Here is a 13670-nt window from a genome sequence, read left to right on the forward strand (position 1 = left end):
TTCGCGGCCGGGGGCGGCTTATCTGCGGATCATCGTCAGACGAGCAGATCGAGTGATGGCCGAGACCGACCGCGAAGCCAACCGCTTCTCCGCCCGCGCCGGGCGCTACGCCAGCGTGGGCGCCAATGTCGGCGGCGTCGCCGCCCGGATGGCCATGGCGCGGCTGTTCGGAAAGGAGGGCACCACCAACGCCGCCGCCCTGGCGCAGGCGCTGGGCGGCCTGAAGGGGCCGATCATGAAGGTGGCCCAGCTGCTGGCCACCGTCCCGGACCTGCTCCCGCCGGAATACGCCACCGAGCTGCAGAAGCTCCAGGCCGACGCGCCGCCGATGGGCGCGGCCTTCGTCCGACGCCGGATGCAGTCGGAACTGGGCGCCGGCTGGCAGGCGCGATTCGGGAGCTTCGACCTCAAGCCCGCGGCCGCGGCCTCGCTGGGGCAGGTCCACCGCGCGACCACCGAGGACGGCGAGCGGCTCGCCTGCAAGCTGCAATATCCGGACATGCAATCGGCCGTGGAGGCCGACCTCAAGCAGCTGGAGGTCGCATTCGCGCTGCACCGCCGGATGAACACGTGGCTCGATACGCGCGAGATCGCGAAGGAGATCGGCGCCCGGGTGCGCGAGGAACTCGACTACGAGCGCGAGGCCAAGCACGCGGCGCTCTACGGGGCCGTGCTGAAGGACATCGCCGCGGTGCGCGTGCCGCGCGTCTTCCCTGAGCTCTCGACGAAGCGCCTGCTCACGCTCGGCTGGCTCGACGGAGACAAGATCCTGGGCTTCGCCGACGAGCCCGTCGAAGTGCGTAACCGGATCGCTCAGGCGATGTTCAAGGCGTGGTGGCACCCGTTTAGCCGGGCGGCGGTGATCCACGGCGACCCGCATCTCGGCAATTACACGGTCTTCTCTGACGCCGGAGAGGCCGCCGGGATCAACCTGCTGGATTACGGCTGCGTCCGGATCTTCCATCCGCGATTCGTCGGCGGCGTCGTCGATCTCTATCGCGGCCTGCTGGAGAACGACGACGCCCGCATCGTCCACGCCTACGAGGTCTGGGGTTTCAAGGACCTCGACAAGGAGAAGATCGAGATCCTGAACATCTGGGCCCGGTTCATCTACGGGCCGCTGCTCGAGGACCGCACCCGCACCGTCGCGGACGGGGTGAAGCCGGGGGAGTACGGTCGGCGGCAGGCCTTCCAGGTCCATCAGGCCCTGAAGGAGCGGGGACCCGTGACGGTGCCGCAGGAATTCGTCTTCATGGATCGTGCCGCCGTGGGCCTGGGCGCCGTGTTCCTCCACCTCAGGTCGGAACTCAACTACCACCGGTTGTTCGAAGCCGAGATCGAGCATTTCTCGCTGGACGAACTCACGAAGCGTCAGGGTCGGGTGCTCGCCGAGGCGGACCTGCCGAAACCGGCCTGAGTCGGCGCGAAGATCCACCGAGAGAGCGATCAACTTGCGTGCGTCCGATTGCGGCAGGTAAACGCTTGAGCTACATCCGACCGCGACCGCAAGAAGTCGCGTCTTAGGGAAACGAGCGCACGATGGCCGAGAGTGACACGGTGGCCGGGCACACCTACAGCCCGGCGATGGACGCGAAGACTCACGAGCAGACCTATCGCGGGTTCGTCCGGTTCGTCGAAATCGCCACCGGCGTCGTGATCTGCTGGGTGCTGGCCCTCGCCATCGGCGGGATCCGCGAAGCTTGGCTGCTGGCCATCGTCGGCGTGATCGCTTCGGGAGCCGCGGGCGCGGTGGGCGCTCTCGCACCGGCCGTCGGGTGGAAGGCCCCGCTGGTCGTCGGGATTCTGCTGGTCCTGTACCTGTTCTTCGCCTGAAATGTTCGAGGGCGGTGGCGTTGAGCGCCGCCGCGGATGACGAGCCCGCTCGCGATCGCCGGGCGGGTCGCTGACGCATTGTTGGCAATTAAATTGAGCGCAAGTTACATTCCGGCCGCTTCCAACGCGGTATCGTAGGTCCGCCTCTCGAAAAGCGTCGCCGGTTCGCGCATTCGAAGGCCGAGCTTTTCCAGGGGAACCCTCGCATGCGCATTGCTGTGCTGTCCGAGACGGACTCCGCGGAGCCGCGCGTCGCCGCGGTTCCTGAGACCGTCAAGAAGTTCAAATCTCTCGGTGCTGACGTCGTGGTGCAGTCCGGAGCGGGCCAGAGGGCCGGCATTCTGGATTCCGAGTACGAGGCCGCCGGCGCCAGCATAGCGGGGAGCGCCGCCGATGCCGCCAGGGATGCCGACCTCGTGCTGAAGGTCCGGCGCCCGAGCGCCGAAGAGCTGCCGCGGTTGAAGCGTGGCGCCACCGTGATCGCGATCATGGACCCCTACGGCAACGAGGAAGCCTTGAGGGCGATGGCCGAGGCCGGCGTCGACGGCTTCGCCATGGAGCTGATGCCCCGCATCACCCGCGCGCAGGTGATGGACGTCCTGTCCTCGCAGGCGAATCTCGCCGGTTACCGCGCGGTCGTCGACGGCGCCGCCGAGTACGGCCGGGCGATGCCGATGATGATGACCGCCGCCGGCACGGTGCCGGCCGCCCGCGTGTTCGTCATGGGTGTCGGCGTGGCCGGCCTCCAGGCCATCGCGACCGCCCGACGCCTCGGCGCGGTTGTCACCGCCACCGATGTCCGGCCCGCCACCAAGGAGCAGGTCGAATCGCTGGGCGCCAAGTTCGTCGCCGTCGAGGACGACGAGTTCAAGCAGGCCGAGACCGCCGGCGGTTACGCCAAGGAGATGTCGGCCGAGTATCAGAAGAAGCAGGCAGAGCTGGTCAAGGGCCACATCGCCAAGCAGGATATCGTCATCACCACCGCGCTGATCCCCGGCCGGCCGGCGCCGAAGCTGGTCTCCGAGGAGATGGTGGCGTCGATGAAGCCGGGTTCGGTGCTGGTCGACCTCGCGGTGGAGCGCGGCGGCAACGTCGCCGGCGCCAAGGCCGGCGAGGTCGTCACGAACGACCGCGGCGTGAAGATCGTCGGCCACGTCAATGTGCCGGGGCGGCTCGCCGCCACGTCGTCGAGCCTCTACGCCCGCAACCTCTACGCCTTCGTCGAGACCCTGATCGACAAGGAGTCGAAGGCGCTGGCCATCAACTGGGACGACGAGCTGGTGAAGGCCACGAACCTCACCCGCGACGGCGCGGTCGTGCACGCGTCCTTCCAGCCCAAGACCGATGGCGCAGCCTCGGAAGCCGCCTCCGTGGGGCTGGCCAAGTCGGAGGCCAACAAGGCGTCCGGCACGGCCACCCCGGCGGGCGCGCAGTGAAGCCCGGCCGAGAGGAGTAGCAGAATGGCAAACGTCATCGTCCCTCCCGACCAGGCCGCCGATCAGGCCCGCGTGCTGGCCGACGCCGCGCGCGCGGCGGCCGCGGTGGCGCGCAACGCCGCGGACCAGGCGCAGGTCATCGCCGACGGCATGGGCCACGGGCTGAGCGCCGCCACGGGCGGCGCGGTCGATCCCACGGTGTTCCGGCTGGCGATCTTCGTGCTGGCGATCTTCGTCGGATACTACGTAGTCTGGTCGGTGACCCCGGCCCTGCACACCCCGCTCATGTCGGTCACCAACGCGATCTCGTCGGTGATCATCGTGGGCGCGATCCTGGCGGTCGGCGTTCCGCTGATCGAGAAGGGCACCGGGCTGGCCCGGTTCTTCGGCTTCATCGGCATCGTGCTCGCCAGCGTGAACATCTTCGGCGGCTTCCTCGTCACGCAACGCATGCTCGGCATGTACAAGAAGAAGGGCTGAGCCGGTGTCAGAGAACGTCTCCTCCCTTCTCTATATCGTCGCCGGCGTCCTGTTCATCATGGCGCTGCGGGGGCTCTCGCACCCCACAACCTCCCGGCAGGGCAACCTGTACGGCATGGTCGGCATGGGGCTCGCGATCCTGACGACGCTCGTCGGCCACCCGCCGGCGGGTGCCGGCGCCTGGATCCTCGTGCTGCTGGGCCTCGGCATCGGCGGCGGCGCGGGCGCGGTGATCGCCAAGCGCGTGCCGATGACCGCGATGCCGCAGCTCGTGGCGGCGTTCCACTCGCTGGTCGGCCTCGCGGCCGTCTTCGTGGCGGCGGGCGCACTCTACGCCCCGCAGGCCTTCGGCATCATCGAGAACGGCCACTTCCACAAGCAGTCGCTCTTCGAGATGGGTCTCGGCGTCGCCATCGGCGCCATCACCTTCACCGGCTCGGTGATCGCGTTCGCCAAGCTCGACGGTCGCATGTCCGGCAAGCCGATCATGCTGCCCCAGCGCCACCTGATCAACGCGCTGCTGGCCGCCGGCCTCGTGCTGCTGATCGCCCTGTTCATCGGCACCGAGTCGAAGGCGATCTTCTGGCTGATCGTCATCGCCTCGCTCGTGCTGGGCGGGCTGATCATCATCCCGATCGGCGGCGCCGACATGCCGGTGGTCGTGTCGATGCTCAACTCCTACTCGGGCTGGGCGGCGGCGGGCATCGGCTTCACTCTGGGCAACCTCGCGCTGATCATCACCGGCTCGCTGGTCGGATCCTCGGGCGCGATCCTGTCGTACATCATGTGCCACGCGATGAACCGGTCGTTCATCTCGGTCATCCTCGGCGGCTTCGGCGGCGACACGGCCGCGGCCGGCACCGGTCAGGTCGAGACCCGGCCCGTGAAGCAGGGTTCGGCCGACGACGCGGCCTACATCATGAAGAACGCCGAGCGGGTCATCATCGTCCCGGGCTACGGCATGGCGGTCGCCCAGGCGCAGCATTCGCTGCGCGAGATGGCCGACATGCTGAAGAAGGAGGGCGTCGACGTGAAGTACGCCATCCATCCGGTGGCGGGCCGCATGCCGGGCCACATGAACGTGCTGCTGGCCGAGGCCAACGTGCCCTACGACGAGGTGTTCGAGCTGGAGGACATCAACGGCGAGTTCCCGCAGGCGGACGTCGCCTTCGTGATCGGCGCCAACGACGTGACGAACCCGGCTGCCAAGACCGACAAGGCCTCGCCGATCTACGGCATGCCGATCCTGGACGTGGAGAAGGCCAAGACCGTGCTGTTCATCAAGCGCGGCATGGGCTCCGGCTACGCGGGCGTCGAAAACGAGGTGTTCTTCCGCGACAACACCATGATGCTGTTCGGCGACGCCAAGAAGGTCGTCGACAACATCCTGAAGTCGCTCTGAGACTCAGGTCTCCGGCAGATCCGACGGGCGGGCAGCGATGCCCGCCCTTTTTCGTTGTGCCGGATCGCGTTCGCCGTCGCTGTTGCGGCGAGGCGCAAGATTCCCCGCGCGGCCCGGTGTAGGGTGGCGCCCGTGTCGTCCGCTCCGCTCCTCGCCGAACCGCCGCCCTTCCTGGGTGTCGCCGCCTCCGTGACCGGTCGGCGCTGGCAGGAGCGCTGCGGCGGCGCGGCCGTCCAGAATCAGATCGCCAAGATGGTCCAGGCCCACGGCCTCCCGGAGTTGCTGGCCCGGGTCCTGGCGGGACGGGGCATCGTCCCGGAAGCGGCGCCCCGTCACCTCGCGCCGCGGCTGCGGGACCTGATGCCGGATCCGGACACGCTGCTCGATATGGAGGCGGCCGTCCGCCGCCTCGTCCGCGCCGTGAAGCGCGGGGAGACGGTGGCGGTGTTCGGCGACTACGATGTCGACGGCGCCGCGAGCGCGGCGCTCCTCGCCGGCTATCTCCGCAACCTGGGACTGCGCGCGCCGATCCACATCCCCGACCGGATCACCGAGGGCTACGGCCCCAACGTCGCGGCGATCACCGCGCTGGCGGCGGAGGGCGCGACACTCCTCGTCTGCGTCGATTGCGGGACGAGCGGCCACGCGCCGCTGGAGGAGGCCGAGAAATCCGGTCTCGACGTCATCGTCCTCGACCACCACGCGGCTTCCGAGATCCTCCCCCCCGCCCGCGCCGTGGTCAATCCGAATCGCCTCGACGACCTGTCGGGCCTCGGCCATCTCTGCGCCGCCGGCATCGTCTTCCTGACCCTGGTGGCGCTGAACCGCGCCCTGCGGCAGGAGGGCTTCTTCGGCAGCCATCGTCCCGAACCGCAGCTCACCGATGCCCTCGACCTCGTGGCGCTGGCGACCGTGGCCGACGTCGTGCCTCTAACGGGCCTCAACCGGGCCTTCGTGACCCAGGGGCTCACGGTCATGCGCCATCGCGGCCGCACCGGGCTCGCGGCGCTGCTGGACGCGGCCTCGCTCGGCGAGCCTCCGGAAGCGTGGCATCTCGGCTTCGTGCTCGGGCCGCGCATCAATGCCGGCGGGCGCATCGGCGACTCGGCCCTGGGCGCCCGCCTGCTGACCACGGCGGACCCGGGCGAGGCGGCCCGGATCGCCGCCGACCTCGATCGCCTCAACCGCGAGCGTCAGGCGATCGAGGCGCAGGCCGTCCTCGAGGCCGAGGCCGAGATGGACCGGGCCCTGACGCTCGATCCGGCCCGTACCGTGCTGGTGACTGCCAGCGCCGAGTGGCACCCCGGCATCGTCGGTCTCATCGCCTCCCGGCTGAAGGAGCGCTTCAACCGGCCGGCCTTCGCGTTCGCGATCCGTCCGGACGGGACCGCCACGGGCTCGGGGCGCTCGATCCCGGGCGCGGATCTGGGGCTCGCGGTCCGCGCCTGCGTGGAGGCCCGGCTCGCCAGCAAGGGCGGCGGCCATGCCATGGCGGCCGGCGTGACCGTGCGGGCCGACGACATCCCCGGCTTCGAGGCGCATCTGGCGATGCTGCTCGGGGCGAGCGTCGCGGTGGCCCGGGCCGCCGATGCCCTGCTGATCGACGGCGGCCTCAGCGCCGGCGGCGCCACCGCGGAGACGGTCCGGCTGCTGCAGCGGGCCGGCCCGTTCGGCCAGGGTGCGCCCGAGCCGATCTTCGCGCTGGGCCGGCACCGCCTCGTCGACGCCGGTGTGGTCGGCTCCAGCCATGTCAGGGCCCGGCTGCGCAGCCGCGACGGGCAGGTGGTGGGAGCGATCTGTTTCCGCGCCGCCGAACGACCGCTCGGCCTGGCCTTGCTGAACGGGATCGGCCGGGAGATGCACGTGGCCGGGACCCTGTCCTGCGACCGCTGGCGCGGCGCCGAGCGCGCCCAGCTCCGGATCGTCGATCTGGCGCCGTCCGAATCCTGAGACGTCCGGCGTCAGCCGCCGGCCATCACGAGCGCCCAGAAGCGCTTGTACCGGGTGGTCGGGGCATCGACCCGGGCGATCCCGATCCTGCGGATCTGCGGCAGCAGCATGTTCCTGTTGTGCTCGGGACTCGCCTTCCAGCGGGCGAGCACCTGCTCCAGGGTCTCGGACCCGGCGCTGAGATTCTCGGCCGCCCAGGATCTCGCGAGACCGGCCGACGCCATGCGCGAGGTGAAGCTGCCGCCGACATCGTGGCTGAGCTGGCCGTGGCGGGCGTTGTTGCCGGCCTGGAAGGCCGCCGCCTTCACGAGAGCCGAGTCGACCACGACCGGGCTCAGGCCGTGCTGGACCCGGTAGGCCGAGATCGCCGCGGCGGCCGCGACCTCGTCGAGCACGGCGGTGTGCGTCGCGTTCTCGACGGGAGTCTCGGGCAGGACCGAGAGACCGCCGCACCCGGCGAGGGCCAGCGGGAGGGCGACAGCGAGGGCGAGACTGAGCTTGGGCACGGTCCGGTCGGCAATTCGTGTGACGGGATCGCCTCCCTCCGGCGCGGTTGCGGCGAAAGCGCGGCGCGCGGCGCGCCCGGACCATCCCGCCGAACAGCGTGGCGCCGGCGCCACGCCGGGCCCGGATCAGGCCGCCAGGGCGCTGCCCTTGAGCATGGAGGGCGCGAAGGCGCGCAGGAGATCCGGATCCAGGTGCCCGGTGTTGTCGGCCATGATCGACAGCGCCTCCGCGGGAGTGGCAGGCTGCCGATAGGTGCGCCGCTCGGTCAGGGCGGAGAACACGTCGCAGATCGTCACGATCCGCACGAGGTCCGAGATCGCCGCACCGGACAGCCGATCGGGATAGCCCTTCCCGTCGAGACGCTCGTGGTGGTGAAGGACCACGTCGATCACCGCCTCCTCGAAATCGCCGTGCACGCGAAGCAGATCGGCGCCGATATCGGGATGGCGCTGCATGAGGCGCGATTCCTCGGGATTGAGCGGTCCCGGCTTGTTGAGGATCTCCGCGGGGATGCGCGCCTTGCCGATGTCGTGCAGCAGCGCCGAGCGCACCAGCAACGCGAGGTCGGTCTGACCGAGGCCGATCTGCGAGCCGAAGGTGGCGGCGTGGCCGGCGACGCCGAGGGTGTGCTGGTAAACGCCGATCTCGTGGCGCCACACCGCGGTGAGCCACTCGGCGATCCCGACCTCCGAGACGGCCGCGAGGACCAGCTCGGTTCCGCGATCCGCGTCGGCGCGCTGCAGACGGGCGCCGAGGGCGGCGCTGTCGAAGATCTCGGCGACGACGGCGGTGGCGCCCGAGACGCGCTCCAGGAGCCGACGCTGCCGCAACTCGGCGGAGCGCGTCGCCTCCTCGATCATGGCGAAGACATTCGCCAATACGAGCTGGCGGGGCGACGCGGCCGGCAGCTGACGGAGGTAGCGAGCGGCCGGCAGGGGTTCGCCGCGCACGAGAACGAGGCGCGGGACCGGCGGTCCGTGATGGGCGAGGGTGGATTGCAGCTCGGCGCTACGGGCCGGCGGCAGGTCCAGGATGACGAGATGTGGCCGCCCTGACGGCAGCGGGATGCCGGGCGGTATCGCACGACAGTCCATCACCAGCGCGATCGCGCGCTCGAGGGCCGATCGTTCGGACGGACGATCCGAGACGATCAGGACGAAAGGCCCGTCCGAGAAACGCGATGCGGGGCCGAGGGCCAACGCGGTAGCTCCTCGCCCGCACGGTCAACGATCGGTTCACCCTACGCGTAAAATTTGAGGAAAGCGTTAACCCTACGCAGTCTCAGACGCTGCGGACCGGCCTTGTCCTCAGGCGAGCTTCGCGGACGCGACGTCGGCGGCGGGCTCGACGGTCGCGTGACCACCCTCCGCGGCGGAGAGGAAGTCCGCGAACTTCACGGTCAGCAACGCCTGGCAGGCGGCGAAGGCGACAAAGATGGCGAGGAAGCTGGCGATCATCGGACTATCCGGCGCGGTTTCGAACGGGACATGTTGCGATGCGATACGTGTCATGCCGCGGCGCAACTTGGTATGCCAGATTACGAATACCGTTCATGCCGTGCATGCATGGAGAGCGCGTGCACGCCCGCTCGCGAGTGTTTTCCCTGCGCACCATGCTCTCGATCGGATAGGTGGCGCGCGACGTGCGATCGCTCAACGGCCAGATTTTTTGCAACGCCGCAACGATCGTGCACGATTCAATTTGAGATCCCGTTAGACAGGGTCTCGACTATGCATCGGAGCCGACAGACGCGACGTCGATGGTGCCGCGCAAGTGCGCGCAGGCGTGCTGACGGATGAGCCGCGACGCAATCCCGGTCTCATCGCCGCCGGGCGTGAGCTCGGGCGGCGATCAGTCCAGGTAGTCGCCGTAGGTGTCGACGTGTTGCGCGAGACCGAGACCGTGCTCGCGGACGAGCCTCTCGGCCAGATCTGCATCGCGAGCTTCGAGCGCCGAGATGATGGCGACGTGCTCCCGTATCGAGCGCTCCGCTCGGTCGCCCTGCCGGAGCGCGGTGCTGCGGATACCGCGGACATGCATCAGCAGATTGCTGGTCAGATCGGCGATCGCCTCGCAGTGACCCAGCGCGATGATGCGCTGGTGGAAGCGGATGTTCGCATCGGAGTACTCGTCGATGTGCTCGGACGGCTGCCCCTCGAAGAATTCAGGGAACGATTCGCGCAACGAGCGCAGTTGCGCGTCGGTGGCGCGCGCGCAGGCGAGACGGGCCGCCATGCTCTCCAGCGCCGTCCACGCGTGGATCATGCTGACGATCTCGCGCTTGTTCTTCTTGATCACGAAGACACCGCGCCGCGCTTCGGAGCGGACGAAGCCCTCCTGCTCAAGAACCGTCAGAGCCTCGCGCACCGGCGTGCGGCTGACACCGAGATCCTGCGACAGCTTCCGCTCGTCGAGACGCACCTCGTCCGGACGCCCGTAGATGTCCATGTTGGTGATGGCCGTTTTGAGCGCCTCGTAGGCCAATGTCCGGAGACTGGAGCTGGCGACGATGGGCTTCACGCTCAGCGGTTCGGAATTCGACATCCCTCGTCCAGTCGGCTCACACGCATGATGTCCCGCACGCATTCTCTGTCGTGCGCTCTCAAACGACCTAACCCAAACCTTTGCAAGATCCTAGTCGATTGCGGCGCGGTCCCACAGACCTGTGACCTTTGCCGCCTTCCGGCACGTTAGAAGTGGCGCGAACGCAACCGAAATCCGGTGCCCTCGCAGCCACGTGCGATGTACGTTCGAGCCAAGTGTTTAATCCATTCCGGCTGAGGTGTGTTTTTTTGCAGGTTCGATTGACAGCCTGGGATTAAATCAGCACCATCTTGCTGGCATACCGTCGACCATCAGACATCATCGTCCGGTGCCAGGCGGGTGGCGGCGTACTACAGAGATAATTTGCCCGCGGGCCAAGAATTTTTCGAAGAATTCCGGTCAAGTTGTTCTGCCAAGCTGCGCTCTGGCAAGGCATAAAGCTGGCCTGAGCGCGAACGCCAACAATAATACTGTCCAGGAGGGAACGGTATGTCCGAGATCGTCAAACCGGTGGGGCGCGGCCGCTGGCTGCAACTCGCCTTCGGCGTCGTCTGCATGTGCATGATCGCCAACATGCAGTACGGCTGGACCTTCTTCGTGAGCCCGATGCAGGAGCGCCACGGCTGGGATCGCGCGGCGATCCAGGTGGCCTTCACGCTGTTCGTCGTCACCGAGACCTGGCTGGTCCCGATCGAGGGCTGGTTCGTCGATAAGTACGGCCCGCGGATCGTCACGCTGTTCGGCGGTCTGCTCTGCGCCATCGCGTGGGTGATCAACTCCTACGCGGATTCGCTCACCGTCCTCTACATCGCGGCCGCGATCGGCGGCACCGGTGCGGGCGCGGTCTACGGAACCTGCGTCGGCAACTCGCTGAAGTGGTTCCCCGATCGCCGCGGCCTGGCCGCCGGCATCACCGCCATGGGTTTCGGCGCGGGTTCGGCCCTGACGGTCGTGCCGATCCAGGCGATGATCAAGTCCCAGGGCTACGAGGCGGCCTTCTTCTACTTCGGCATCGGGCAGGGCGTGATCGTCATGCTGATCGCGCTGTTCCTGCGCGCGCCGGCCAAGGGTCAGGTTCCGGAGGTCGCCCGGGTCAGCCAGTCGAAGCGGGACTACAAGCCGTCCGAGATGGTCCGCACGCCGATCTTCTGGGTCATGTACGCGATGTTCGTCATGATGGCCGCCGGCGGTCTGATGGCCACCGCGCAGCTCGGCCCGATCGCCAAGGACTTCAAGATCGCCGACGTCCCGGTCTCGCTCCTCGGGATCACGCTGCCGGCGCTGACCTTCGCGGCCACGCTCGACCGGGTGCTCAACGGCGTGACGCGTCCGTTCTTCGGCTGGGTCTCCGACCATATCGGCCGCGAGAACACGATGTTCCTGTCCTTCGCGATCGAGGGCCTGGGCATCTACGCGCTGAGCCAGTTCGGCCAGAACCCGATCGCCTTCGTGCTGCTGACGGGTCTCGTCTTCTTCGCCTGGGGCGAGATCTACTCGCTGTTCCCGGCGACCTGCGGCGACACGTTCGGGTCGAAATACGCGGCGACGAATGCCGGCCTGCTCTACACGGCCAAGGGCACCGCGGCGCTGATCGTCCCCTACACCAGCGTGCTCACGACCATGACCGGGAGCTGGCACACGGTGTTCCTGGCGGCCGCGGCCCTCAACATCCTGGCGGCCCTGCTGGCGCTGTTCGTCCTCAAGCCGATGCGCGCCGCCTACACCAAGAAGCCCGAGGCGGGCCTCGCGCCGGTGCTGGCGCAGTAGCAGGCCCCGGTCGTCCGGCGCCGCGACGCCGAACCGACGTGATGAGCCCGGCGCCGTCTTTACGGCGCCGGGCTTCCTGCATACCGGGAACCGGGCCTTCCGGAGACCGGGTATCATGGACAGAGACGAGCGGATCGCGCGGGAGAGCGTCGTGGCGGCGGCGCGGGCGCTCGACGCCCAGGGGCTGAACCGCGGCACCTCGGGCAATGTCTCGGTGCGCTTCCGCGACGGGCTCCTGATCACCCCGTCCGGCATGCCCACTGACCGGACCGGACCGGACGACGTGGTCCGGTTGGACCTCGACGGCGCGCACCCGCCGGACCAGAAGCCCTCGTCGGAATGGCGCTTCCACCGGGACATCCTGGCGTCCCGTCCGGAATTCCACGCGGTGGTCCACGCGCATCCGGTCTACTGCACCGCCTTCGCGATGTGCGGGGAGGCCATCCCGGCGGTCCACTACATGATCGCGGCCTTCGGCGGCCCGACAGTGCGCTGCGCGCCCTACGCGCCGTACGGCACGGCGGAGCTCTCGGACCTCGCCCTCGCGGCGCTCGTCGACCGCAACGTCTGCCTCCTCGCCAACCACGGCATGATCGCGGCCGGCGCGAGCCTGGAGAAGGCGCTGTGGCTCGCCGTCGAGCTGGAAACGCTCTGCCAGCAATACGCCGTCGCGCGGCAGATCGGGACGCCGATCATCCTGTCCGACGACGAGATCGGCGCCACGGTCGAGCGCTTCCGCGGCTACGGTCTGAACGCGGCGCGGCCGACCGCGCCGGAGACGACCTGACGCGAGGTTGGCCTAGCGCCCCAGGATCTGTCCGACCGCCAGTCCGGCTTCCCGGGCGAACTCGGCCGCCGCGACCTTCTTGCCGCCCTCCGCCTTGACCTTGCGGACTTCGATCTGGCCGCCCTGGGCGCAGACGCTGAATCCCTGATCGTCGACGGCGATCACCTCGCCGGGCTTGCCGACGACGTCGGCGAGCTTGCGGATGCGATGCAGGCTGCAGTCGAAGATCTGCAGCTTCTTGCCGTCGTGGGTGGTCCAGGCGCCGGGCGCCGGGTTGGCCGCGCGGATCAGGTTGTAGATCTGCTCGGCGTGGGAGGACCAGTGGATCTCCGCCTCGGCGGCGCGGAACCAGCCCTCGTAGCTCGCTGCGTCCTCGTCCTGATCGATCTCGACATGCTGGCCGGCCACGACGAGATCGGCTGCCTCGAGCATGGCCGCAACGCCCATCGGGAACAGGTTGTCGAAGTAGACGTCGCCGAGGGTCGCGTCGGCGCCGATCGGGCAGGATTTCTGCAGGATCACCGGGCCCTCGTCGAGGCCGTCGGTAGGCCGGAAGATGGTCAGGCCGGTCTGCAACTCGCCCCGGGCGATCGGCCAGTTGATCGACGACGGGCCGCGGTAACGCGGGAGCAGGCTCGGATGATACTGGATGGTGCCGTGCGTCGGGATGCTGACGAAGCTCTGCGGCGCGAACTGGAGCACGTAGGCCATGACGCCGATATCGGCGTTCAGGCCGCGCATCGCGGCCTCGGCCTCGGGGCTCTTCAAGCTGGGAAACTGGAAGACCGTCAGCCCCTTCTCGACGGCCGCCGTCTTCAGGACGTCCGGCTTGGCGCCGGGCTTCTCGGGCGCGCAGAACACCGCGGCAACCTCATCGCCTCGCTCGAGGAACGCCTCCAGGACCGCTTTTCCGAAATCCTGTTGACCGATGAAGGCGATGCGCATGCAGGCTCCTGGGTGTCGT

At 68.6% G+C, this 13670-nt stretch carries 13 protein-coding genes; 8 read left to right on the top strand and 5 right to left on the bottom strand.

Going from position 1 to position 13670, the window contains the following annotated elements; genetic code table 11:
• Window positions 1-55 precede the first annotated feature (55 nt).
• The 6 genes from ME121_RS11500 (at window position 56) to recJ (ending at window position 7101) form a co-directional block, all read left to right on the top strand.
• On the top strand, window positions 56-1417 hold the full coding sequence (locus ME121_RS11500; protein WP_012319755.1) for an ABC1 kinase family protein: 1362 nt from the start codon (window positions 56-58) through the stop codon (window positions 1415-1417).
• Window positions 1418-1539: 122 nt separating this feature from the next.
• Window positions 1540-1833, top strand: coding sequence for an aa3-type cytochrome c oxidase subunit IV (locus ME121_RS11505; protein ID WP_012319754.1), 294 nt, complete (start codon window positions 1540-1542; stop codon window positions 1831-1833).
• Window positions 1834-2039: 206 nt separating this feature from the next.
• On the top strand, window positions 2040-3269 hold the full coding sequence (locus ME121_RS11510) for a Re/Si-specific NAD(P)(+) transhydrogenase subunit alpha (protein ID WP_059408875.1): 1230 nt from the start codon (window positions 2040-2042) through the stop codon (window positions 3267-3269).
• 24 nt (window positions 3270-3293) lie between these two features.
• Window positions 3294-3749: a proton-translocating transhydrogenase family protein gene (locus ME121_RS11515; RefSeq protein ID WP_020092006.1), complete on the top strand. Its 456-nt coding sequence runs from the start codon at window positions 3294-3296 to the stop codon at window positions 3747-3749.
• A 4-nt stretch (window positions 3750-3753) separates the two neighbouring features.
• Entirely contained in the window at window positions 3754-5151 is a 1398-nt protein-coding gene (locus ME121_RS11520; RefSeq protein WP_012319751.1) for an NAD(P)(+) transhydrogenase (Re/Si-specific) subunit beta, read from the top strand.
• A gap of 132 nt (window positions 5152-5283) precedes the next feature.
• Window positions 5284-7101 carry a single-stranded-DNA-specific exonuclease RecJ gene (gene recJ, locus ME121_RS11525; RefSeq protein WP_089231604.1) on the top strand — a complete coding sequence of 606 codons (1818 nt, stop codon included), beginning with the start codon at window positions 5284-5286 and terminating at the stop codon, window positions 7099-7101.
• 11 nt (window positions 7102-7112) lie between these two features.
• Here the strand turns inward: recJ and ME121_RS11530 are convergent, their stop codons facing one another.
• The 4 genes from ME121_RS11530 to ME121_RS11540 all read right to left on the bottom strand — a co-directional run bounded on the left by ME121_RS11530 (window position 7113) and on the right by ME121_RS11540 (window position 10152).
• Complete coding sequence (locus tag ME121_RS11530; RefSeq protein ID WP_012319749.1) at window positions 7113-7607, bottom strand: CAP domain-containing protein; 495 nt, start codon at window positions 7605-7607, stop codon at window positions 7113-7115.
• A 126-nt stretch (window positions 7608-7733) separates the two neighbouring features.
• A complete protein-coding gene (locus tag ME121_RS11535) occupies window positions 7734-8807 on the bottom strand; it encodes an HD-GYP domain-containing protein (protein ID WP_012319748.1) in 1074 nt (357 codons plus the stop codon).
• 108 nt (window positions 8808-8915) lie between these two features.
• The gene (locus tag ME121_RS33570) at window positions 8916-9065 is read right to left on the bottom strand and encodes a hypothetical protein (protein WP_164891374.1); all 150 of its coding nucleotides are present in this window, start codon (window positions 9063-9065) and stop codon (window positions 8916-8918) included.
• A gap of 394 nt (window positions 9066-9459) precedes the next feature.
• On the bottom strand, window positions 9460-10152 hold the full coding sequence (locus tag ME121_RS11540) for a GntR family transcriptional regulator (RefSeq protein ID WP_012319746.1): 693 nt from the start codon (window positions 10150-10152) through the stop codon (window positions 9460-9462).
• A 489-nt stretch (window positions 10153-10641) separates the two neighbouring features.
• Between ME121_RS11540 and oxlT the strand changes: the two genes are divergently transcribed.
• On the top strand, window positions 10642-11919 hold the full coding sequence (gene oxlT, locus ME121_RS11545; RefSeq protein WP_012319745.1) for an oxalate/formate MFS antiporter: 1278 nt from the start codon (window positions 10642-10644) through the stop codon (window positions 11917-11919).
• Window positions 11920-12034: 115 nt separating this feature from the next.
• Complete coding sequence (locus ME121_RS11550) at window positions 12035-12706, top strand: class II aldolase/adducin family protein (protein ID WP_012319744.1); 672 nt, start codon at window positions 12035-12037, stop codon at window positions 12704-12706.
• 12 nt (window positions 12707-12718) lie between these two features.
• Here the strand turns inward: ME121_RS11550 and ME121_RS11555 are convergent, their stop codons facing one another.
• Window positions 12719-13651 (bottom strand): methionyl-tRNA formyltransferase, encoded by a 933-nt coding sequence (locus ME121_RS11555; protein ID WP_024829707.1) that lies wholly within the window; start codon window positions 13649-13651, stop codon window positions 12719-12721.
• Window positions 13652-13670 lie beyond the last annotated feature (19 nt).

The sequence above is a fragment of the Methylobacterium sp. ME121 genome (assembly GCF_000974725.1).
Classification (GTDB): domain Bacteria; phylum Pseudomonadota; class Alphaproteobacteria; order Rhizobiales; family Beijerinckiaceae; genus Methylobacterium; species Methylobacterium radiotolerans.